Origin of the sequence: Corynebacterium kalinowskii, assembly GCF_009734385.1 — a bacterium.
GTDB lineage: Bacteria > Actinomycetota > Actinomycetes > Mycobacteriales > Mycobacteriaceae > Corynebacterium > Corynebacterium kalinowskii.
The window spans coordinates 2284321-2308448 of record NZ_CP046452.1 but is presented as its reverse complement, the minus strand read 5'-3'; the positions used below and the strand labels follow the sequence as shown (position 1 = coordinate 2308448).

Sequence of the window (24128 nt, the reverse complement as noted above, 5' to 3'; positions counted from 1 at the left end):
TCGTTGAGCATGGCGAGGTCCACTTCAAACTCGGTGTGCGTTGGATGCTGTGGCTTCTGGTGCTGTTCTTCGGTGGCCTCCTATTCTCACCACTTGGGATTAGTTTCTTGTGGTTTCATGAAAGCTGGGGCGAGCTAATTGTCGGAGGCCTACTGACCCTGATGGGCGCGTATGGCCTTATCTATCCGTTTTTTCAGATCTTAAATCCAAAGGTCCGACGGAACCATCGCATGCGTGTTTCTCGTGATGGCATCGAGATGGCGGGGATCCGGATTCCATGGAACGCGATCGAAGAAATCAACGTATTCGTGGAGCGGTATGGCCGTAGGAGGATCTATCACACGATTCTGCAGCTCTCCGCCCAAGCTGCCGCATCTCAAGTGGCCTGGGATGATGGTTCAGAAGGTGGGCGACGTCTCGCAGTCGCGGTAAATCAAGACCGCAGTGTTATCTTCTTCACCGGACGCATGAACGTGTGGGTGGACACACTCCAGAATTTCCTCAAGTGGGCGAAGCTGGAATGCACCCCGAATGCCACTGACCTCCGTTTTGAATCGATGTAGGAGTCCTCATGAACTCACTACCAATTGGGGCACGCAAACACCAGAATCTGCATGTAATGCGGGTGAGCCGGGTAAGCATCGAAATGGGCGGAAAACAGATCCCGTGCACCAAGTTTGCAGGTGTCACGCTGTGCGATGCCAGCGCTTTCAGGGGCCAAGCGTACCGAGTTCAATTAAATCTCCAAGGAGAGGAACATGGCAGCCTCGTGTTGCTCACTGAACGCTTGAAAGTATTTCCACAGACGCTGGTGAAGTTTTTGAAATGGGTCAAGGAGATGAACTCATGAACGACTACCTGAATCAGATTCGCCAGGGTGAGCCGGTGACCATCATCGGCAAGACCCCGAATTTGGGCAGCGCCATTTTTGTCACTCTTGCTTCACTCGTAGCAACGGGGTTGGCAGCTTGGGTGCTCTACCAAGAGCTACCAGTGACGGCCTGGGCTGCTGTGATCTGTGTGCTCCATTTGCCCAGTATATGGCTTCGTAGAAGGCACGATCGCAAGTTTGACGCCATCCACCTGGGGCCTGAGGGGCTGCGTACTCGCGGCGTTTTGGCGTCGTGGAGCAGCGTCGCGCGTATCGACGCCGAATGGACCATTCCCCGCTGCATTGCCTACTTACACCCCGGCTCCACTGTGAAGTTCGCGTCAACGAAGCAAGAGCTGCAGCTTCGTTCTGAAGTCATCCGCTACCACGGGATCCCCCTGGAAACGAAAGACCAATACCTGCGGATGTCCCAGATCGTAGACCTGTGTATGGCCGCGAAGAGACAGTGGGGAGGGGAGAGCTACCAGTAACGAACCAGGACCGGATGCTCCTCACGCACGATGCCGGTCGGCTTGAATCCCACATGACGCTAAAGCTGCAGTGCGCGCTCGTTTGTAGGTGCCACCGATAGCGAAATTCCAGGAGCGCCACTCCACTGCGAGTGCTAGCTCAGGGATTGCTTCGGCAACGCGCCCGCGGCTGCCAGTCGCGCACGTAGTAGTTGTTGTGCCGATCGAATCCAGGAGACACCTCTGCTGCTCGTCACGGAAAAAATCTGTGAGGAAATTCAGGCGGGCGATGTACGTGCGGTCAGCCTCGGTGATCGCAGCGGGAACTTTCGCCTCTTTTCGTGCATCCTATTCATGATGAAAGGAGGCAGGTGAATTCTCTCAAGAACTTGCAGAAGCACTTTGCTGAGCAAGAGGAAGTGGTGTTGACCGGCGGGGTTAGAACAGTGTTCATTGTTGTCTATTTGAGCCTGATGGGCAGTGTAGGCCTCGCTGCAAGCTACCTCGCTATTGACCAGTTCCTTCATTCCGACTGGGTGTTCGGTGTGGGAGAGGGGATATTCTTTGGACTTTTTGGCATCCTCCACCTTGGTGTTTTGGCAAAATTGCTGACTAGGTTACTTCGCCGAACTTACAGCCTGCGCATTTCCCGACAGGGCATCTCCATGAAGGGAATGTTTGTGCCGTGGGAGTCGGTGTATTCGTTTAGCTTGAGAGATGTGACGGGCCCTAAGAGTTTTTCGGTCCACGCCCTCCAGCTCACATTGGTGCCAAAGGACTGGGTGGCACAAGTTGCCTGGGATGACGGCTCCCCACTTGGCCGGAAAACTGCCGCCTCCGTTATTGAAGAACGAGGCATCACTTTGCCTACATACGTGCTCAGCGTTCGCCCAAAGACACTGCTGAAGTTTGTGACTTGGGCGCGCCGGGAATACGCCGGCCCATTCCCGTACGAGACGGATGTCTTTAGCATTTGGGAAAAGGGTCGACAAACAGGGTCGAAGATGTAGGACTACTCAGTCTCAGGAACATTTCCGCGCTCGCGGGCATCCTATGTGCAAAGGAGGAACGCGGACAATGAATTCTCTAAAGAGCATGCAGCGACGGTTTCGCGACATTGGTGAAGTGGTGTTGACCGCTGGGTGGCGTTCCACGGTTTTCGCGTTTTTCGGCTTCGGGCTTGGGCTGGCGGGGCTCTGCTCTAGTGCACTTATTTTTGGGCGATTAGTGGACAGCAACGTGCCCGTTGGCGAGCGAGCGCTCTCAGCTGTGTGGGCGATCTTCCTCGGCTTCAGTGGCCTATTGTTCCTCATTGGTGCGGTAATGATGCTGACGGGTTGGCATCGCAGAGTTCACCGCCTCCGGGTGACGCGTCAGGGGCTTCACATGGCAGGGCTTACTGTTCCCTGGGAGGGGATATACGCAGCTGAACTGCACGATTTTCCGCGTGGTCGATTCAAGAATTGGCGCGTCCTCTACCTGACACTCGCTCCGAAAAACCGGGCGACCCAGGTCGCTTGGGATGATGGATCTAAGAATGGCCAGAAACTTGTTGAGTCGGTTAATGAGTCGCGGGCTGTCACATTTTTTACGCATGTGCTCAATGTTCGCTCCAAAACACTCCTGAAGTTTGTCGTGTGGGCGCGGCGAGAGTGCGCCGGACCGCTACCTCATGAGCGCAGCGACCTCAACTTCGAGCAGTTGTAAAAGCGCGGGAACATTTCCTGGTGCCTGGGCATCACACCTGTGAAGTAATCAACCGAGCAGGAGAGAAACATGAACACCTACATCGATCAGATCCGTACCTGCCAGACCGTGGTTCTCAGGGGCGACATACCGAACCGTCCAATTATCATCAAAATGTACATCATTATGGGCATTGCAACGCTGCTGAGTACCGGAGTGCTGTATGACGAGATGGGACTGATTGGTCTTGTGTTTAGCCTCGGTATCGCACTAGTTGAGGCATTCATCATGGTGCACATTTGGCGCACCGCCGCCCGCAACCGCGATGCTCAGGTGATTCACATTGGTTCTGATGGCTTGTTTACCCGCGGGGTTTTAGTGCCGTGGCGCAGCATCGAGCTTTTCGACGTCACTCCCGCGGCACAACACTTCACTGCGCGGCTTGCCCCTGAAGCGACCGTCAAAATCGCCGATGTCCCTAACGAGGAAGCGATGCGTTTGGAAGTAGCACGTCAGCAAGGATTGATAGTTCATACCGCAGGTCAGGAACTCAGCGCCGCAGAGATCGCGGATCTGTGCCGCAAGGCAATGGAAATGTACCGAACAGTCGAATTTCGCTAGCTAGGACCGCTTTAGCAAGACCTCGTGTCCCTCGCGGACGATACCCGTCGGCTCAAAACCCGCCCTTAGGTACAGCCGGTGGGCTCGTTCGTTCGCCGGGTGTACTGACAGCGACACGGGTGCGGGCACCAGTTCTAGCAGCTGCTTTGCGACGCCCTTCCCCCGATACCTCGGCTCCACCGCAATCGCGAGCTCCGGGATACCTTCCTTCACATGGCCGTAGCCATGCCTTTCGTCGGTACCCCGTACTAGCCAGACTCCGCCTGCGGGAATGTTGCCATCCCACGCGATGAAACCGCCGTCCTCTGGGTGCCAGTCACGCACGTAATAGTCGAAGTCCCGATCAAATCCCGATGAAACTTCCGCGTGCTCGTCGCCGAAAACATCCGTGAGGAAATTCAGGCGCGCAATATACGTGCGATCAGCCTCTGTGGTGGTTGCAAACTGCATAATGCATATCGTAGCGGGAACTTTTATGCGGATTGGTGCATCTTAGGAGCATGAACTCCTTCAGATTTCTGCGACGACGTTTTGAATCCGACGGCGAGGTCATCTTCAAGACTGGAGCCAAGAGCGTCATCTATTTGCTTGTCGCGGCAGCTGTGGTCGCACTGTCTGTACTTGCCAGTGTCGTTCACGTCCACGCTCTGAGCACAGGGGAGTACGAAGCTCCTGACGCCTGGGCTGCCACCATTTGGGTCGCTCTACTGCTGCTAGTTAGCGTTTTTATTGCCCACGGTATTGTGAGGGCGATGCAGCCGTCGATGCGTCGCAACCTGCAGCTGCGCGTTAGTGGTGCAGGAATTGAGATGTCTGGCCTGCGAATTCCGTGGTCGTCGATTGATTCATTTGAAACGCATTATGAGGGCTCGCGTGGCGTCGTCAAGTGGGTCAACGTGAAACTTCATTCCGATGTGGGTGATGATGGAACCCTTGCTGGGCGCACCATCGCGGAATCGGTCAATCGTCAACGATCAGTGCTGCTCACCACCGCTACGCTCAATGTTCGGCATAGGGCTTTGAGGAATTTTCTGCGTTGGGCTCAGGAAGAGAGTGCGCACGGGGGAGCAGGTGCAACTGTAGATTTCGCTCCCAGTAACCGAGAATTTTTGCAGACCTTTGAGCATCCGATGAAGTCTTTGCAACGCCGCTATCTGTCAGCTGGAACGGTAGTCATCAAGCCCGGAGTTAAGGCTGTTGTCTATTTGTTAGTTGGCATCTGCTACGCGGTGCTTTTTGTCGGTGCAGCTATCGCACGTGCCAAAGGTATTCAAGACGGTGATTACGATGACACCGAACGACTGGTGCAATGGTTTTGGGTGCTGTTATCGCTGGTGTGCGCGAGTGCTATCACATTGGCACTTGTGATTGTGGTGCGGAAAAGGGCGGGCAGTAAGGGGCAGCTGTGGGTTAGTCGTAAGGGGATTGAGTTTCACGGGTTGGTGGTGCCGTGGGCGGCCATCGACTATTTTGACTCGGATTCCTCCACGAATCGTAGCGGCACCTTTATTATCGTTGCCTTGCGATCAGACATCGGCCACGACGGCACGAAGAGCGGGTTTAAGAATGCCTCGGCTGCTAATGAGCTGCGCAAGTTCTGGATAAATACCCCAATTTTGAATGTCAGGAATTTTACGCTGTGGTGCTTTTTAAGGTGGGTTCAAGAACAGACAGCCTCGGGCACGCAACAATAAAAGCCCCAGTTCCTAAGAACTGGGGCTTCTCAAATTGCGGAGGATAAGGGATTTGAACCCTTGAGGGGCGTTAACCCCGCACGCGTTCCAGGCGTGTGACATAGGCCGCTAGTCGAATCCTCCAGCGTGACAAACAGCTAGTGTTTGCTACCCGGAAGACTTTACTAAACAACCTGCCAGATAACAAAATCGCAGTTCAACGGGCGCGGTTTGGCTCCATAAGTCATTAACCGATAAGGTATGCAGCAGGATCCCGTGTGGCGATTATCTTGTGAACTCCCCCAGGGCAGGAATGCAGCAAGGGTCAGCGAGCTCTGTCGGGTGCGCGGGGTCCCCTTTATTTCTCATTTAGGGGCAATCTACGGGTTGCCCTTTTTGTGTTTCCGTCCACAGTCTAGAGTGGTAGCCGTAACATTCGATTCCATCCGATGGAAGGCACCGACGTGGCTTTGAAAGATTTGACTGCAGAGCAGTTCGCCGAGCTCAAGACTGACATTCAGGGCAAGTACGACGAGCTGAAGTCTCGCAATCTCAAGCTGAATCTGACCCGTGGCAAGCCTTCCTCCGAGCAGCTGGACATTTGCACCGATCTGCTGAGCCTGCCGGGCGAGAATTTCATCGATAAGGACGGCACCGACTGCCGTAACTACGGCAACCTCGTCGGGCTCACCAGCATCCGCGAGATCTGGGCCGAGGTCCTCGGGGTGGAGGTAAAGAACCTCATCGCTGCGGACTCCTCATCCCTGAACATCATGTTCGACCTGATCAGCTGGTCTTACATCTGGGGCAACAACGATTCCGAGAAGCCCTGGAAGGACGAGGGGCAGGTCAAGTGGATCTGCCCGGTTCCTGGTTACGATCGTCACTTCACCATCACCGAGCATTTCGGCTTTGAGATGATTACTGTCCCAATGACTCCGATCGGCCCGGACATGGACCAGGTCGAGGAACTGGTGAAGGATCCACAGGTCAAGGGCATGTGGGTGGTGCCGATGTTCGGCAACCCGACGGGTGTGACCTTCGATGCGGACACCATCAACCGCCTGGTCACCATGGAGACCGCTGCACCGGATTTCCGCGTTGTGTGGGACAACGCCTACGCCATCCACACCCTGGACGAGAACTTCCCGGAGATCACGGATGTAGTAAAGCTCGGTGGCAACCGATTCTGGTCGATGTCGTCGACAAGCAAAATCACTCAGGCTGGTGCGGGCGTCGCATTCTTTAATTCGAGCGATGAGAACTTGACCTGGTACAACAGCCACGCACTCGTGCGGGGTATTGGTCCGAACAAGATCAATCAGCTGGCCCACGCGCAGTTCTTTGGGGACGCGGAGGGCGTCAAGCAGGTGATGCGCAAGCACGCGCGCTCGTTGGCTCCGAAGTTCGCGAAGGTGCTGGAAATTCTTGAGAGCCGTCTGGGTGAGTATGGCGTGGCCGAGTGGACCAAGCCAACCGGTGGCTACTTCATCTCCCTCGATGTGGTCCCTGGCACCGCGAAGCGTGTGGTTGAACTGGCGAAGGATGCGGGCATCGCGCTGACGGCCGCGGGCGCGAGCTTCCCGTACGGCAATGATCCGGAGAACAAGAACATCCGCCTGGCTCCATCGCTTCCGCCGGTGGAAGAGCTTGAAATCGCGATGGATGGTGTCGCCACCTGTGTGCTCTTGGCGGCGCTGGAGCAGTGAATCTTCAAGAAGTCGCCGTCTGGGTTGATGGGCTCTTCCCTGGTGAAGTGACCATCGATCTGGTCGGCGATTTTCATGTCGCCAATTTCCATGACGACGGCCAGTTCATAGCCAGTACCTTAGATTTCCAGCACGTGGAGACGGGGCTGGAAGCGGAAGACCACGACATCCGCGTCGAGCTTTTCGCCGTAGCCAGTAGTGAAAAAGGTCTGAAGGAGTTGGTCAGCGCCACTGCTGCCATGCTTCGGGACACAGATATCATTCCGCAGCCGGGTGAGGTGGTCCCGGGCGCTGGTGCACTGGTGCCGGGACTCAGCGTCGCGCATAGCCTGCTGGTTGTGCCTTTCCCATGGGGCGGAGATGTCCCGCACTTCAAAGATGCAGGCATCATGACCCTCATGCTGCAAATCTTGCCGCTCACGGATGCGGAACTGGAGTATTTGCAGACCTATGGCTTGGCCGAGCTGCAGCGAGCGTTAGTGGAGCAGCAGATTGATGTCTTCAACCTGCAGCGTTAACGTCACATCAATTTAGGTGGTTTAATGAGTATAGAAATAGACTGTTTTACCGCTTAAAGGAAAATTAAACATGGCCTCTGCGTTTTTGGCGAAGAATGCCTGGTTGGTGCCCGCATCCCTGGCATCCACCGCACTCGTTGCTTCTCTGGGAATGAGCACCATGGGGGCGTACTCGGCATCCCTCACCAACGAAGAAAACACCGCCGGAACGGGCTCCTTGGTCATGACTGAAGTCGCCGAAGGTGGCCGCAGCACCATCTGTACTTCCACCTCCGGCAACAACAACGCCGCGGTCTGTTCCAGTTTGAATAAGTACGGTGGAAACTTGGACATGATGCCGGGCGAGTCACTCACCACCGACTTCGCCATGCGTAACGACGGCTCCGTCACCGCCACCGCCTTCACGCTCGCGGCTGGCGCCTGCACCGAAATCGGCACCGGCACTGCCTGCGACAAGATGCTCATCCAGATTATGGACGGGCACACGCTAATCTTCGAAGGATCTGCTGCGCAGCTGGCACACCAGACCTTCACACTGCAGGCACCGGTGGCTCCAAGTGAGCTCCGTCCGTTCTCTGTTACTGCAACGGTGAATGAAAAGGCCGGAAATGACATTCAGGGTGGTGCCATTAGCCAGCCTCTGACTTGGACATTCACGGCTTAATAACGTGAAACGGCTGATCGCCTCAGCATCCGCTGGGGTCCTCCTGCTCGCCCTACTCGTGGGCGCGCTGCTGGGCTTGCGGATGCACATTCTTTCGACCCCGTCGATGGGAACTGCGCTGCCCGTGGGGGCTTTAGCAGTGACGGCTCCGGCGTCGGCAAGCGAGATACTTGCCGGAGACATCATCACATACGAAGTGGGTTCGGAACTGACGCGCACCCACCGCGTGGTGTCCGTGACATCGGCGGGAGTGATCACAAAGGGCGATCTGAACGGTTCGAACGATCCGTTACCGGTGCATGAATCGGAGATCGTTGGCAAGGTGGTGTGGTCCTGGAGCTGGGGCGGGCACCTGCTGAAGCTGCTGCCGTATGTGCTGGGCGGCTGGCTGCTGATGCATTTCGTGACCACGCCAATGACTGATCCGCGTGCCCGGAGCCGCTACCGTTTTCTTGGCGTGTACTGCGGTTTGGCGCTGGGCTTGGTGGTGCTCAAACCGCTGTTCGGTGTCGATCTGCTGGCGATGCAGCTCAGCGGTACCGGAGGCGGTGCCAGTGCTCAGGCACACGTGGTGTCCACTGGCCTGTTGCCCGTTCAGGTGCACGGGGCCGGTGCGAATGGCACGATGACCGACGAGCTCTTCCCTGCGGGAACGGATGGCTTTGCCGAAGCTCGCGAGCGTAACCAGATGGGTGCGTTCAGTTTCAAGCCACGCATGGCGCTGGACTGGAAGTGGATCACTGGCATCGCCGCGTTCATCCTGTCCCCGTATGTGCTGTTCTTCCTGCAGGATCTCATTGCTGCCCGCCGGAAGCGGGGTGAGCACAATGTCTAAGAACTCACGTTTGGCGCACATCGTGTTCGCTCTTTTTGTGGTGCTGGTGGTGTGCTTTGGCTTGCAGCCGAGTGAAACGATGGGTGCGTTTACCGCGCAGCTGACCTCGGAGAACGCCGCGGGGATCAAATCTGGGCACAGGAGCGTAGGGACTTTGGACGCTGACAGGACCACATGTGAACGTTCGATGGGTGCTTCGGCGGCCGATGGCGCCATCTTCGCCTACCAGGTGCAGGTGCCGTCGACAGGGCGTGAGCTAGAAGACTTGTCGCCCAACGGCAACCTCGGCCTTTTGCATATTCCGGCGATGGAGTCGGTGTTCGCTAGCCCATGCCGTCGCGACGATACCCAAGCCATTTCTATTCCGGCGATGGGTGCGAAGAGCTACATTGCAACCTCGCAGCAGCTGCAGACGCCAGGCGACTACACCTCGGAAATGTGGGTGCGCACCACCGCTGCTGAAGGCACGCTCATGGGCTTCTACTCTTCACAAACGCCGGACGGCGGCAGAGGAGAGGCAACCCTGAAACTCAATATCGACCCGGCGACGGGCGGCCTGGTCTTCTCCACGGCGCAGCGAGGCGGGTACAGCACCGCGGTCTCAGGCACGCCAATTAACGACGGCCAGTGGCACCACATCGTGGCCCGCCGCTCCGCGGACACGTTGAGCATTTTCACGGATGGGATCCTGGTGGCCGAAACTGTGGAAGCCCCGGGCACTGCTGAGTTCTTGGGCTATGTCCGTATCGGATGCGACAACGAGACTGGTTGGCCGTCAGCGGAGCAAGGGGCAGCTTGCTACGAAGGCGATCTGGCGTTCGCGGCCGCTTACTCCCGTGCGCTAGATGACCGGGAGATCACCTCTCACTACTACGCTTCCCAGTAACCGGTAGTCTTTAGTTCGTGGCTCTTTATCGCAAGTATCGCCCGGCCAGCTTTGCTGAGGTCGTGGGCCAGGAACAGGTAACTCGCCCGCTGAGCGTGGCGCTGGATAGTGGACGCATTAATCACGCTTACCTGTTTTCCGGTCCCCGCGGTTGCGGTAAGACTTCTTCTGCGCGCATCTTGGCACGCTCTCTGAACTGCGTTGAGGGGCCGACTTCGACCCCATGCGGTGTCTGCCCGTCCTGTGTGTCGCTCGCGCCGGGTGGCCCTGGCAATTTGGATGTGACCGAGCTTGACGCTGCTTCGCACAACGGTGTGGAGGATATGCGTGAGCTGCGCGATCGCGCTTTTTATGCTCCTGCCGACTCTCGCTACCGCGTTTTCATCATCGACGAAGCGCACATGATCACCAAGGAGGGCTCGAATGCCCTGCTGAAGATCGTGGAGGAGCCGCCAGAGCACCTCATCTTCATCTTCGCCACCACCGAGCCGGAAAAAGTGATCGGTACCATCCGCTCGCGCACGCACCATTACCCGTTCCGGCTGCTCACTCCACCGGACATGCGCGGGCTGCTGCAGCGCACCTGTGACGCTGAAGGCGTCCAGGTGGAGGATTCGGTGTTCCCATTGGTCATCCGTGCCGGTGGTGGTTCGCCCCGCGATTCGCTGTCGATCCTGGACCAGCTGTTGGCCGGCTCCGGGCCTTCCGGACTGACCTACTCGGAGGCCGTCCCTTTGCTCGGGGTCACGGATTCTTCCCTGATCGATGCCGCGATCAATGCCGTTGCCTCCGGCGATCAAGCGGGCCTGTTTACCTGCGTCGATGACGTCATCAACGCAGGCCACGACCCCCGCCGCTTCGCCCACGACCTCCTCGACCGACTCCGCGACCTCATGGTCCTCCAGGCCGTCCCGGATGCCATCTCGCTCGGCCTCGTGGAAGCCCCCGCCGACCACCAACCCGTTTTGCTCGAGCAAGCGCAGCTTTTCGACGCCCGTCGCCTCGCATCCCTGGCTGCCTTGGTCAATGACCAGGTGGAAGACCTCCGTGGCGCAACCTCGCCGCGCCTGCTCCTGGAGATCATGTGCGCCCGGATGATGCTGGCGGTGACGGCTCCTGCTGCTGGTGGAGGCGCTGCACCTTCTGGTGCACCTGCGTCTGCTGGAGCTCCTGCCGCCTCTGCCGCGAGCAATTGGCGTGCCCAGCGGGCGGCAGCGAAGGCGGCTGTTGCGCCAGCTCCCGCTCCAGTACCTACTCCGGAAGCCCCAAAGCCGGAGCCAAAGCCCGAGCCAAAAATGGCGCCTGCGCCGGCCCCCAAGCCTGCCCCAGAATCAAAGCCGGCTCCTGCACCGACTCCTGCCGCCGAGCCAATCGCCGGTGATCCCCTCGAACTTATCCGCTCGAAGTGGCTGGATATCCGCAAGATGGTGGGCAAGCAGAACCAGGTCGCGGAGATCATGCTCACTGAGGCCAAGGTGCTCGGCCTGGAAAATGACGAGCTCATTGTCGGCCACAACACGGGAGCCCTCGCACAGCGACTCAACGCGGCGAACAACAATAAGGCCCTGGTTAGCGCGGTCAAGAGCGTGACTGGGTTGGACTTGCAGGTTCGCGTAGAGGTCGGCACGGTGCCGCTGTCTGGATCCCAAAAGCGCGAGCCACAACAGAAAACGTGGCAGCCCGAGGTAAAGCAGGAAGAGCCGGACCCTGAACCAGAGCCTGAACCCGCTCAGTCAACTGGGTGGGGTGCGCCCGTGGCATTGGGTGGCGCTGCAGCGGAACCGGTGAAGTCGGAAGAGGTGGCGTCGACAAGCGTGCCCGAGCAGCCTGCGCCGAAGAAGCGCTGGCAGGAGCTCGCTGAGCGCGGCCGTGAGGCGATGAAGCACAGCTTTACGGGCGGGGTGCCGTTGCCGCCGGAGCCTGAGGACGAGCCGGAGCCGGAGGAGTGGGCGCCGCCTGCACCTTCAGCCCCAACGTCGGAGCCCGAGCCACAGCCGGAGTCGGAGGAAGAGCAGATGATCGAGGAGGCCACCGGGCCTGCGAATTATGATCATCGAGACGCGAAGACGATCGCGATGGAGATGCTTACCTCGGAGCTCGGGGCTCGCCCGCTGTAGCAATTCGGTAGAATCGCAAGGAACTGACCCCAACGAAAGGTACTCCCGTGTCCCAGCCAGATATGTCCCAGCTCCTCGCCCAGGCTCAGCAGATGCAGGCTCAGCTGCAGCAGGCTCAGAACGAGCTCATCGCTTCCTCCGTTATCGGCAATGCTGGCAATGGCCTGGTCAAGGTGACCCTGCAGGGCTCCGGCGACGTCACCGCCGTGGAGATCGATCCGCAGGTTGTTGACCCTGAGGACGTCGAGACCCTTCAGGACCTCATCCAGGGCGCGTTCATGGATGCGCACCGCCAGATCGGCGAGCTCGCCCAGGAGAAGATGGGCCCATTGTCCCAGGGCATGGGCGGCGGACTGTTCGGCTAAGCTTTACGATGTCCATTCTTTCCACTCTTTAGTTAAGGCGCTGCCCGGTGTTTGAAGGCCCCCTCCAGGATCTGATCGATGAACTTTCTCGGCTCCCGGGGGTTGGGCCCAAATCCGCGCAGCGCATTGCTTTTCACCTGTTGCAGGTGGAATCCGAGGACATCTCGCGATTGCAGTCAGCGCTGGATGCGGTGCGCGAGGGCGTAACCTTTTGCCGAATCTGCTGCAACGTGTCGCGCGAGGATGTGTGTCGCATCTGTGCGGATTCGGGACGCGATACTTCGATGATCTGCGTTGTTGAAGAGCCGAAAGACATTCAAGTTATTGAGCGGACCGGCGAATACCGGGGCCGCTACCACGTGCTCGGGGGAGCACTCGATCCGTTGGCCAACATCGGGCCACGAGATCTGAACATCACGCCGCTACTGCAGCGCATTGCTGGGGTCTTGCCGGACTCCGGTGAGTCGTCGCCTGACATTACTGAGGTAATTCTGGCAACGGACCCGAATACTGAGGGTGAGGCCACAGCTTCGTATTTGGCCCGCTTGCTTCGCGACTTCCCATCTTTGACCGTCTCACGCCTTGCTTCCGGCATGCCATTGGGCGGTGACCTGGAGTTTGTCGATGAGCTGACGCTGTCGAGGGCGTTGAGTGGGCGGTTGAAGCTTTAGTTTGGGTCATTATTTGAGTAGATTAGGCAATTCTCTACGATAACAAAACTATTACAAAATGCTCGCAAAGTTCTCGGCTAGGTTATCATTCACTCCGAGAGTCGTGTGTTCAGTGAAACTTTGCTGTGCGCATACGGGTTAAGTGACCTGCTTCAAAGGTTGCTGCAAGGAAGCGTGCGCTTTTTTCAGAATCTTTTGATGCGGGACGCCATCAGAAGATTGGTAACGCATGTTTCTGGACGGGTCTAAGGTTCGAGTGATTTTACCGCGTGCACTGCTTGGGATTGTTGCAGTGCTATCGCTACTCCTGGCGAGCATCATGGTTCCGTGGGGAGGTGTGTGGCCGGAGGCGAGGGCTGATACGAAGACAATCGCGACGAATTCGCTAAGTATGGAGTCGATCGTAGAGCCGAACCAGGTTCCAGCGGGCGGAGGACAAGTTGCTGTTACGTACAAAGTTACGAACACGCGTACAGACGGTAGGGCTGTTTGGTACTCCGAAGAGCAAAACTCGCTTTGTAATTCTTCTGGAACGTCTGATGGCGTATCCGGCCTTCGTATCTATCCTGGAGATACATTCACTTTTTCCTGTGAGGCATACGTCACTCAGAGCCAGGACGTCTCGATTAGCTTCACTGGTGAGTGGTGGGATGATTCTGCTTGGCGTTTTTTGCCGGAAACTACTGTAAACACTCATCAGGTGACTGTCGATGCGAACAATGGTAATTCGGCAGGTACTTGTGACCGGCAGTGGTATGTGTCTGCTATTGGTCGTCGTGACGGATACACGGACCAAATTGGCTACTTGGACCCAGTAACAAACTCCATGACAGCTCTATATGATATTCCGCGAATAAAGAACAATATTGGATTCTTGATCGGTGATGCTTCTTCTGCCCTCGCTCAGGATCCAAAGAATCCGCGCTATGCGTATTTTACAACGCGTTATGAAACAGCGCTTCGAACAGTATTTACTGATTACTTGATCAAAGTGGATCTGACCACAGGAGATTTCTTTGTAGTTGGTAAAGCGGGTCCAGGTCAACTACAGACAAATAGGCTTTCCATCGCGGCGGATGGCGCGCTGTGGTCCTTTGGTATGGATGGGGTTCTTCGTCGTTTGTCGGATGTAAGTTCGTTGCCAGCTACGAAACTGAGTGTTGATACAAATGGGAATGCCAAGCTTCCTTCGAATGTGGCAACTTTAGCCTTGGAGAATAAAGGCACTCCGAAGTTGCCAGCTGAAATGTCGACCGATGTTGATAGCCTAAATTCCGGAGACATTGTTTTTGACGGCACGGGCACAATGTGGATTCTGGTTGCTGGAGACGTTTCAGCCGCCGGCGCAGGCGATACTTGGCTACTAACCATTGGCCCAGACCAGTTGGCAAGGCCTTCTGCCCCTGAAGCGACCCTAGTGGGTAATATGAGATCCCCAGGAAAGTACTCGTTTTATAACGGAATATCCTTCGATTCTAACGGTACGTTATATGCATCTGCGAATGATAATCAAAAAGGATCATCGAATTACTATTCAGTAAACAAAGATACCGGTGTTGCAACACCACTTAACGAGTTCACTTTCACAGAAAGCCATGGTTTTGCGGACATGGCATCGTGTGCCCTTCCGCAGCCGGATTTAGCTATTGAGAAAACGGCAACTCCAGAATCAGCTAGCGTTGGGGACACTATTACGTTTAGCATTGTGATGAAAAACACGGGCAATCTGTCGGTTTCTGGCGCGACATTCGAGGACCAGGTGCCACATGGTGCGGAGTATATTGAAGGCAGTACCACCCTCAATGGTGATCCCGTGTCTGACGATGCTGGTCCATCTATGCCTTACACAAAGCGAAGGCCAGTCAAGGGCACCCAGACCGAATTTGAGGGTGTGATTCCAGCTGGCGACACAGCTACAGTCACTTTCCAAGTCAGGATGGCACCAGGACAAACTGAAGTCTGTAACCAAGCTAACGTGGTTTGGGTCTCATACCCAGACGGCATATTATCGGACGATCCAAACAAACCAGGTGGGGAAGATCCGACGTGTGTTACTTCGCCTGATTTTGCTGTTCGGAAGGAGTCTTCTGATCTGCCGGTGGTGTTGGAAAAGGATGCTACTGAGGTCACGCGTAATTACTCGGTGATCGTGAAGAATACGGGTAATGATCAGGCGATGTCGAAGGCTGTGATGGATACGCCGTCGGTTCCTGCTGGTTTTGTGATTAAGTCGATCACGGTTGATGGCAATCTGGTCTCGTTGCCGCTGGTTGATGGCAAGTTTGAGGTCACGCCGGGTGATGATTTGGCTGCTGGTGCGGAGAAGCCGCATGTGGTGGTGATGACGTACACGGTGGATCAGTCCAAGGTTGAATGGGCCACTATCGGTGAGTGTAAGACTGATGCAGGTGCGACGGATTCGTCGAAGGGGCTGTACAACGTTGTTGATTTGCCGGGTGATTCTGATGGTGTGGATAACAATGATGTGTGTACGCCGGTGACGCAGCAAGGTGTTCCTGGTATCAATATCGTGAAGAAGATCAATGGTTTTGATGCTGATTCGAAGGATGCGGCTGCTGTGGTGGCTGTTGGTTCGGATATGAGTGTCACGTTTGAGGTCACGAATACTGGTGATGTGCCGTTGACGAATGTGACGGTGACGGATGACAAGATTGCGGCGTCTGAGATTAAGTGTGATGACGACAATGTTGTTGATGTGTTGTTGCCGGGTGCGTGGGTTACGTGTTCGGCGACGATGAAGGCTCCTGCTGCTGATACGCCTCACGTGAATGTGGGTACGGTTTCTGGTGATACGCCGGGGACGACGGTGCCGGGTACGACGGATGCGACGACGACGGTGCCTGGTTCGACGGTTCCGGGTACTGCGGTGACGACGACGAATCCTGCGAATGCTGTGGTTCCTGAGGTGTCGATTAAGAAGTACATCAATGGTGATGATGCTAACGTCACGGCGGTTACTGTTCCTGCTGGTCAGGATATGGATGTTGAGTTCCGTGTGAAGAATACTGGTCAGAAGGATCTGTCGAATGTGACGGTGACGGATGACAAGGTTGCTGCTGAGGAGATTGTGTGTGAGGGTTCCTCGAACAATGTTCTGGGTGTGCTGAAGGTGGGTGAGGAGAAGGTGTGTAAGGCGACCTTCCCGGCTCCTCCTGCGGGTTCTGAGCATGTGAATGTGGGTACGGTTGCTGGTGAGGTTCCGCCGACGTCGATTCCTGGTACGACGGTTCCTGAGTCGACGGTGCCGGGTACGACGGATGCGACGACGACGGTGCCTGGTTCGACGGTGCCGGGTACGACTGATCCGGGGACGTCGGTTCCTGCGACGACGTTGACGACGACGGATCCTGCTACTGCGACGGTGACGACGACGCCGGTGGTGCCGGGTGTTCCTGGTATCAATATCGTGAAGAAGATCAATGGTTTTGATGCTGATTCGAAGGATGCGGCTGCTGTGGTGGCTGTTGGTTCGGATATGAGTGTCACGTTTGAGGTCACGAATACTGGTGATGTGCCGTTGACGAATGTGACGGTGACGGATGACAAGATTGCGGCGTCTGAGATTAAGTGTGATGACGACAATGTTGTTGATGTGTTGTTGCCGGGTGCGTGGGTTACGTGTTCGGCGACGATGAAGGCTCCTGCTGCTGATACGCCTCACGTGAATGTGGGTACGGTTTCTGGTGATACGCCGGGGACGACGGTGCCGGGTACGACGGATGCGACGACGACGGTGCCTGGTTCGACGGTTCCGGGTACTGCGGTGACGACGACGAATCCTGCGAATGCTGTGGTTCCTGAGGTGTCGATTAAGAAGTACATCAATGGTGATGATGCTAACGTCACGGCGGTTACTGTTCCTGCTGGTCAGGATATGGATGTTGAGTTCCGTGTGAAGAATACTGGTCAGAAGGATCTGTCGAATGTGACGGTGACGGATGACAAGGTTGCTGCTGAGGAGATTGTGTGTGAGGGTTCCTCGAACAATGTTCTGGGTGTGCTGAAGGTGGGTGAGGAGAAGGTGTGTAAGGCGACCTTCCCGGCTCCTCCTGCGGGTTCTGAGCATGTGAATGTGGGTACGGTTGCTGGTGAGGTTCCGCCGACGTCGATTCCTGGTACGACGGTTCCTGAGTCGACGGTGCCGGGTACGACGGATGCGACGACGACGGTGCCTGGTTCGACGGTGCCGGGTACGACTGATCCGGGGACGTCGGTTCCTGCGACGACGTTGACGACGACGGATCCTGCTACTGCGACGGTGACGACGACGCCGGTGGTGCCGGGTGTTCCTGGTATCAATATCGTGAAGAAGATCAATGGTTTTGATGCTGATTCGAAGGATGCGGCTGCTGTGGTGGCTGTTGGTTCGGATATGAGTGTCACGTTTGAGGTCACGAATACTGGTGATGTGCCGTTGACGAATGTGACGGTGACGGATGACAAGATTGCGGCGTCTGAGATTAAGTGTGATGACGACAATGTTGTTGATGTGTTGTTGCCGGGTGCGTGGGTTACGTGTTCGGCGACGATGAAGGCTCCTGCTGCTGATACGCCTCACGTGAATGTGGGTACGGTTTCTGGTGATACGCCGGGGACGACGGTGCCGGGTACGACGGATGCGACGACGACGGTGCCTGGTTCGACGGTTCCGGGTACTGCGGTGACGACGACGAATCCTGCGAATGCTGTGGTTCCTGAGGTGTCGATTAAGAAGTACATCAATGGTGATGATGCTAACGTCACGGCGGTTACTGTTCCTGCTGGTCAGGATATGGATGTTGAGTTCCGTGTGAAGAATACTGGTCAGAAGGATCTGTCGAATGTGACGGTGACGGATGACAAGGTTGCTGCTGAGGAGATTGTGTGTGAGGGTTCCTCGAACAATGTTCTGGGTGTGCTGAAGGTGGGTGAGGAGAAGGTGTGTAAGGCGACCTTCCCGGCTCCTCCTGCGGGTTCTGAGCATGTGAATGTGGGTACGGTTGCTGGTGAGGTTCCGCCGACGTCGATTCCTGGTACGACGGTTCCTGAGTCGACGGTGCCGGGTACGACGGATGCGACGACGACGGTGCCTGGTTCGACGGTGCCGGGTACGACTGATCCGGGGACGTCGGTTCCTGCGACGACGTTGACGACGACGGATCCTGCTACTGCGACGGTGACGACGACGCCGGTGGTGCCGGGTGTTCCTGGTATCAATATCGTGAAGAAGATCAATGGTTTTGATGCTGATTCGAAGGATGCGGCTGCTGTGGTGGCTGTTGGTTCGGATATGAGTGTCACGTTTGAGGTCACGAATACTGGTGATGTGCCGTTGACGAATGTGACGGTGACGGATGACAAGATTGCGGCGTCTGAGATTAAGTGTGATGACGACAATGTTGTTGATGTGTTGTTGCCGGGTGCGTGGGTTACGTGTTCGGCGACGATGAAGGCTCCTGCTGCTGATACGCCTCACGTGAATGTGGGTACGGTTTCTGGTGATACGCCGGGGACGACGGTGCCGGGTACGACGGATGCGACGACGACGGTGCCTGGTTCGACGGTTCCGGGTACTGCGGTGACGACGACGAATCCTGCGAATGCTGTGGTTCCTGAGGTGTCGATTAAGAAGTACATCAATGGTGATGATGCTAACGTCACGGCGGTTACTGTTCCTGCTGGTCAGGATATGGATGTTGAGTTCCGTGTGAAGAATACTGGTCAGAAGGATCTGTCGAATGTGACGGTGACGGATGACAAGGTTGCTGCTGAGGAGATTGTGTGTGAGGGTTCCTCGAACAATGTTCTGGGTGTGCTGAAGGTGGGTGAGGAGAAGGTGTGTAAGGCGACCTTCCCGGCTCCTCCTGCGGGTTCTGAGCATGTGAATGTGGGTACGGTTGCTGGTGAGGTTCCGCCGACGTCGATTCCTGGTACGACGGTTCCTGAGTCGACGGTGCCGGGTACGACGGATGCGACGACGACGGTGCCTGGTTCGACGGTGCCGGGTACGACTGATCCGGGGACGTCGGTTCCTGCGACGACGTTGACGACGACGGATCCTGCTACTGCGACGGTGACGACGACGCCGGTGGTGCCGGGTGTTCCTGGTATCAATATCGTGAAGAAGATCAATGGTTTTGATGCTGATTCGAAGGATGCGGCTGCTGTGGTGGCTGTTGGTTCGGATATGAGTGTCACGTTTGAGGTCACGAATACTGGTGATGTGCCGTTGACGAATGTGACGGTGACGGATGACAAGATTGCGGCGTCTGAGATTAAGTGTGATGACGACAATGTTGTTGATGTGTTGTTGCCGGGTGCGTGGGTTACGTGTTCGGCGACGATGAAGGCTCCTGCTGCTGATACGCCTCACGTGAATGTGGGTACGGTTTCTGGTGATACGCCGGGGACGACGGTGCCGGGTACGACGGATGCGACGACGACGGTGCCTGGTTCGACGGTTCCGGGTACTGCGGTGACGACGACGAATCCTGCGAATGCTGTGGTTCCTGAGGTGTCGATTAAGAAGTACATCAATGGTGATGATGCTAACGTCACGGCGGTTACTGTTCCTGCTGGTCAGGATATGGATGTTGAGTTCCGTGTGAAGAATACTGGTCAGAAGGATCTGTCGAATGTGACGGTGACGGATGACAAGGTTGCTGCTGAGGAGATTGTGTGTGAGGGTTCCTCGAACAATGTTCTGGGTGTGCTGAAGGTGGGTGAGGAGAAGGTGTGTAAGGCGACCTTCCCGGCTCCTCCTGCGGGTTCTGAGCATGTGAATGTGGGTACGGTTGCTGGTGAGGTTCCGCCGACGTCGATTCCTGGTACGACGGTTCCTGAGTCGACGGTGCCGGGTACGACGGATGCGACGACGACGGTGCCTGGTTCGACGGTGCCGGGTACGACTGATCCGGGGACGTCGGTTCCTGCGACGACGTTGACGACGACGGATCCTGCTACTGCGACGGTGACGACGACGCCGGTGGTGCCGGGTGTTCCTGGTATCAATATCGTGAAGAAGATCAATGGTTTTGATGCTGATTCGAAGGATGCGGCTGCTGTGGTGGCTGTTGGTTCGGATATGAGTGTCACGTTTGAGGTCACGAATACTGGTGATGTGCCGTTGACGAATGTGACGGTGACGGATGACAAGATTGCGGCGTCTGAGATTAAGTGTGATGACGACAATGTTGTTGATGTGTTGTTGCCGGGTGCGTGGGTTACGTGTTCGGCGACGATGAAGGCTCCTGCTGCTGATACGCCTCACGTGAATGTGGGTACGGTTTCTGGTGATACGCCGGGGACGACGGTGCCGGGTACGACGGATGCGACGACGACGGTGCCTGGTTCGACGGTTCCGGGTACTGCGGTGACGACGACGAATCCTGCGAATGCTGTGGTTCCTGAGGTGTCGATTAAGAAGTACATCAATGGTGATGATGCTAACGTCACGGCGGTTACTGTTCCTGCTGGTCAGGATATGGATGTTGAGTTCCGTGTGAAGAATACTGGTCAGAAGGATCTGTCGAATGTGACGGTGACGGATGACAAGGTTGCTGCTGAGGAGATTGTGTGTGAGGGTTCCTCGAACAATGTTCTGGGTGTGCTGAAGGTGGGTGAGGAGAAGGTGTGTAAGGCGACCTTCCCGGCTCCTCCTGCGGGTTCTGAGCATGTGAATGTGGGTACGGTTGCTGGTGAGGTTCCGCCGACGTCGATTCCTGGTACGACGGTTCCTGAGTCGACGGTGCCGGGTACGACGGATGCGACGACGACGGTGCCTGGTTCGACGGTGCCGGGTACGACTGATCCGGGGACGTCGGTTCCTGCGACGACGTTGACGACGACGGATCCTGCTACTGCGACGGTGACGACGACGCCGGTGGTACCGGGTGTTCCTGGTGAGCCGGGTGTTGATATCAAGAAGTTCATCAATGGTCGGGATGCTGATACTGCCGGTGATGCTGCGGTGGTTAAGGTCGGCGATATGATGCAGGTTGAGTTCCGTGTGGTAAACACGGGTCAGGTTGCTCTTCGTAATGTGACGGTGACGGATGACAAGATTGCGGCGTCTGAGATTAAGTGTGATGACGACAATGTTGTTGACGTGCTAATGCCGGGCGGTGTGGTGATTTGTAAGGCGGAGTTTGCGGCTCCTGCCGATGCGAAGGAACTGCATACTAACGTCGGTTCTGTTGGTGGTGAGGTCCCTGGTACCACGGTTCCGGGGACGACGGTTCCGAGAACGACCGTGTCAACGACGAACCCTGCGAATGCTGGTGTTCCTGCTATTGATGTGTTGAAGCAGATTAAGGATCAGGCCGGTGTGTGGCAGGATGCTGATACTGCTGAGGCTGCAGCTGTGGTGAAGCCGGGTGCTGATCTTGAGGTTCAGTTTTTGGTGACGAATACTGGTCAACAAGCCCTACATGGTGTGACGGTGACGGATGACAAGATTAAGGATGTTGTTGCGCCGTCGGTGAAGGTGCTCAAGGAGGGTTCGACTGCTGCGTGGGATGGCACGTTGGCTCCTGGTGAGTCGGGTGTGTTTACTGCGAAGGTGGTTGCAGCTGATTCTGATGCGGCTTCTGGTCACGTGAATGTGGGTACCGCGTTGGGTACGGTGACGGTGACACCGTCGACGATTCCTGGTACGACGGTTCCTGAGTCGACGGTGCCGGGTACCACGGACGCGACGACAACGGTTCCGGGTACGACTGTTCCGGGTACGACGGTTGGTGAGTCCACCGTTCCGGGTACGACGGTTGTAGTGTCGACGACGAATCCTGCGCATGCGACGGAGTCGACTCCTCCAACGACACCACCAGTTCCTGGCACTCCAAAGCTGGAGATCCAGAAGCTGATCAACGGTGACGACGCTGACAATGCGCCGGGTGTCGAGGTCAAGCCAGGTGCTCCGATGACGATCACCTACGAGATCAAGAACACCGGAGACACCAAGGTGTTTGACATCCATGTCGTCGATAGGGTGCAGGCAGGCGATGACGTCGCCGGCGTGCAGGCAGCGATCGACGCTGAACTCGCTAGGATCGAAAAGTTTGACCTGGCCAAGGGCGAGGCGAAGACAGTCACCATCACGGTTGCCGCGCCGTCCAGTAAGACTGCCGGCCACCTGAATGTGGCCAAGGCTGTCGGTACGCCGGAGAATCCGGAGAAGCCGGGCGAGCCAGGCGATCCGAACAAGCCGGTCGAGTCTCCGGAGGATCCGGGCAATGCTCACAACCCACCGGAGGAGCCGAAGCCTTCGAACCCTGCAATTCATATCGTCAAGATGATTAATGGCACGGACAACAACTCCAAGCCAGGCGTCCGTGTCGAGGCAGGTTCGATGATGGCGATCACCTACAAGGTGACCAACACCGGCGACGTCAACCTGACTGATGTTCAGGTCACTGACACCGTGTACCTCCAGGACGGGGTGGAGCACCCAGTGGTCACCTGTCCTAAGACGGAGCTTGCTCCGGGCGAGGAGATGACCTGTACGTCTCAGATCAAGGCACCGAAGCCGGGCGTCGGACACTACGACCTCGGCCGGGTCGAGGGCACGCCGCCTAGCGACGGCCACAATCCGCCAACCAAGGTCCGGGACGAAGATCCTGAGTTCGCTCACGTGGATTCTCCGGCAGGTGTTCAGGTGATCAAAAAGATCAACGGTGATGATGCCAACAATGCTCCTGGAGTCATCGTCAAGCCTGGCGAGCCGATGAGCGTCACCTTCGAGGTGACCAACACCGGAAAGACCGCTCTGAAGAATGTCACTGTCACCGACGACAAGATCGTATCCAGCGACATCGTCTGTGCTGGTGGACAGGGCAATGTCGTCGCCAAGCTCGAAGCCGGCGCGTCCTTCACTTGCACCGCTACTTTCCCAGCCCCAGCGGCAGGGGAGCAGCACACGAACACCGCCAAGGTCGAGGGCACCCCTGAGGTCGACGTCTTCCCGACGCCAACCCCTACCCCGGGCACCACGGTCCCAGGCACTACGGTTCCGGGCACCACTGTTCCAGGAATGACGATCCCAGGTACCACCATTCCTGAGAGCACCGTCCCTGGTACGACGAACGCGACCACCACCGTTCCAAGCACCACCATTCCTGGTACGACGGTTCCGGAAACCACCGAGCCAGGCACCACGGTCCCAGGCACCACGGTTCCTGGAACCACGGTGCCAGGCGAGCCTGGCCCTACGGAGACCACGACTCCGGGCCCAGACCCAGAGGAGCCTCCGGCAGTGGTAGACCACGATCCGGCAAACGCTGTGGTTCCTGCAGTGCGCATCGTGAAGCTGATCAACGGCGACGACGCCGACACCGCTCCAGGTGTTGCAGTGGAACCAGGCTCTGACATGACAGTGCACTTCCAGGTAACAAACACTGGACTGGCAAAGCTGAAGGACATTAAGGTGACCGACAACGTCATCGCGGCAGACAAGATCTCCTGCCCGAAGACGGAACTCGAGCCAGGTGCCTCCATGACGTGTACCGCCACCTATCCAGCTCCAAAGGAAGGCGAGCAGCACACGAACGTCGGTACGGTCGAAGGTACTCCGGCTAATCCGGATGGCTCGACGGCAGTGGATGAAAAGGGGCACCCAATCCCGCCGGTCAAGGATGACAACCCTGCAAACGCGCACAGCAAGCCGGGTATCCCGCCATGGGTACCGCTGATTCCACTCATCCCGCTGATTCCGCTGGTACCAGGTTCTTCCGGATCCTCTGGCTCCTCTGATCCAGTGCCACCTGCTCCTGCGACCTCTGTTCCACAGCCAGCACCAACGACTAAGCCAAATGACGGTGTTGACAGCATGAACAAGGGTCCACAAAAGGGTGTGCAGCCTAAGGGCGGAGTTCTAGCTAAGACTGGCGCAAACGTTATCGGCATCTCCATTGCCGCCGCGCTAATTGCGCTGCTCGGATTCGCACTGATTCGTCGTCGTAAGGCCGACGAAAACTAAGGTGTAACTCCTTAAAAGCTTGAGCCCCAAACCAGTGAACACAGTGGTTTGGGGCTCAAGCTTTTAC

At 56.8% G+C, this 24128-nt stretch carries 17 protein-coding genes, 1 tRNA gene and 1 other RNA gene; 17 read left to right on the top strand and 2 right to left on the bottom strand.

What is annotated here, in order from left to right:
- Nucleotides 1–230: 230 nt before the first annotated feature.
- The 6 genes from CKALI_RS11040 (at nt 231) to CKALI_RS11015 (ending at nt 3648) form a co-directional block, all read left to right on the top strand.
- Nucleotides 231–563, top strand: a complete 333-nt coding sequence (locus CKALI_RS11040) for a hypothetical protein (protein ID WP_156193399.1) — start codon at nt 231–233, stop codon at nt 561–563.
- An 8-nt stretch (nt 564–571) separates the two neighbouring features.
- Complete coding sequence (locus tag CKALI_RS11035; RefSeq protein WP_156193398.1) at nt 572–850, top strand: hypothetical protein; 279 nt, start codon at nt 572–574, stop codon at nt 848–850.
- Nucleotides 847–1362 carry a hypothetical protein gene (locus CKALI_RS11030; protein WP_156193397.1) on the top strand — a complete coding sequence of 172 codons (516 nt, stop codon included), beginning with the start codon at nt 847–849 and terminating at the stop codon, nt 1360–1362. Before CKALI_RS11035 ends, CKALI_RS11030 begins: the two co-directional genes overlap by 4 nt.
- A gap of 350 nt (nt 1363–1712) precedes the next feature.
- The gene (locus tag CKALI_RS11025) at nt 1713–2351 is read left to right on the top strand and encodes a hypothetical protein (RefSeq protein WP_156193396.1); all 639 of its coding nucleotides are present in this window, start codon (nt 1713–1715) and stop codon (nt 2349–2351) included.
- A 67-nt stretch (nt 2352–2418) separates the two neighbouring features.
- Entirely contained in the window at nt 2419–3048 is a 630-nt protein-coding gene (locus CKALI_RS11020) for a hypothetical protein (protein ID WP_156193395.1), read from the top strand.
- A 69-nt stretch (nt 3049–3117) separates the two neighbouring features.
- Nucleotides 3118–3648, top strand: coding sequence for a hypothetical protein (locus tag CKALI_RS11015; protein WP_156193394.1), 531 nt, complete (start codon nt 3118–3120; stop codon nt 3646–3648).
- On the opposite strand, the gene CKALI_RS11010 is transcribed toward CKALI_RS11015, so the two are convergent.
- Entirely contained in the window at nt 3649–4098 is a 450-nt protein-coding gene (locus CKALI_RS11010; RefSeq protein WP_156193393.1) for a GNAT family N-acetyltransferase, read from the bottom strand. It lies immediately after the preceding gene.
- A 50-nt stretch (nt 4099–4148) separates the two neighbouring features.
- On the opposite strand from CKALI_RS11010, the gene CKALI_RS11005 reads away from it, so the two are divergent.
- Nucleotides 4149–5342: a hypothetical protein gene (locus tag CKALI_RS11005; protein WP_156193392.1), complete on the top strand. Its 1194-nt coding sequence runs from the start codon at nt 4149–4151 to the stop codon at nt 5340–5342.
- A 37-nt stretch (nt 5343–5379) separates the two neighbouring features.
- Here CKALI_RS11005 and CKALI_RS11000 read toward each other — a convergent pair.
- Nucleotides 5380–5465 (bottom strand) — tRNA-Ser (locus CKALI_RS11000).
- A 121-nt stretch (nt 5466–5586) separates the two neighbouring features.
- On the opposite strand from CKALI_RS11000, the gene ffs reads away from it, so the two are divergent.
- From ffs to CKALI_RS10955, 10 genes are all read left to right on the top strand, one after another.
- Nucleotides 5587–5685, top strand: an RNA gene (ffs, locus tag CKALI_RS10995) — signal recognition particle sRNA small type.
- Nucleotides 5686–5785: 100 nt separating this feature from the next.
- The gene (locus CKALI_RS10990; RefSeq protein WP_197079700.1) at nt 5786–7030 is read left to right on the top strand and encodes an aminotransferase class I/II-fold pyridoxal phosphate-dependent enzyme; all 1245 of its coding nucleotides are present in this window, start codon (nt 5786–5788) and stop codon (nt 7028–7030) included.
- Nucleotides 7027–7548: a suppressor of fused domain protein gene (locus CKALI_RS10985; RefSeq protein ID WP_197079699.1), complete on the top strand. Its 522-nt coding sequence runs from the start codon at nt 7027–7029 to the stop codon at nt 7546–7548. The genes CKALI_RS10990 and CKALI_RS10985 overlap by 4 nt, the downstream gene beginning before the upstream one ends.
- Before the next feature lie 70 nt (nt 7549–7618).
- Nucleotides 7619–8212, top strand: coding sequence for a hypothetical protein (locus CKALI_RS10980; RefSeq protein WP_156193389.1), 594 nt, complete (start codon nt 7619–7621; stop codon nt 8210–8212).
- 4 nt (nt 8213–8216) lie between these two features.
- The gene (locus CKALI_RS12215; protein WP_197079698.1) at nt 8217–9047 is read left to right on the top strand and encodes a S24/S26 family peptidase; all 831 of its coding nucleotides are present in this window, start codon (nt 8217–8219) and stop codon (nt 9045–9047) included.
- Nucleotides 9040–9933 (top strand): LamG domain-containing protein, encoded by an 894-nt coding sequence (locus CKALI_RS10975; protein WP_197079697.1) that lies wholly within the window; start codon nt 9040–9042, stop codon nt 9931–9933. Before CKALI_RS12215 ends, CKALI_RS10975 begins: the two co-directional genes overlap by 8 nt.
- Before the next feature lie 17 nt (nt 9934–9950).
- Nucleotides 9951–12050, top strand: coding sequence for a DNA polymerase III subunit gamma and tau (locus tag CKALI_RS10970; RefSeq protein WP_156193387.1), 2100 nt, complete (start codon nt 9951–9953; stop codon nt 12048–12050).
- Between the two features lie 47 nt (nt 12051–12097).
- Nucleotides 12098–12415 (top strand): YbaB/EbfC family nucleoid-associated protein, encoded by a 318-nt coding sequence (locus CKALI_RS10965; RefSeq protein ID WP_156193386.1) that lies wholly within the window; start codon nt 12098–12100, stop codon nt 12413–12415.
- A gap of 47 nt (nt 12416–12462) precedes the next feature.
- Entirely contained in the window at nt 12463–13086 is a 624-nt protein-coding gene (gene recR / locus CKALI_RS10960; protein WP_156193385.1) for a recombination mediator RecR, read from the top strand.
- A gap of 229 nt (nt 13087–13315) precedes the next feature.
- A complete protein-coding gene (locus tag CKALI_RS10955; RefSeq protein ID WP_156193384.1) occupies nt 13316–24061 on the top strand; it encodes a DUF7507 domain-containing protein in 10746 nt (3581 codons plus the stop codon).
- The last annotated feature ends 67 nt before the right edge of the window (nt 24062–24128 follow it).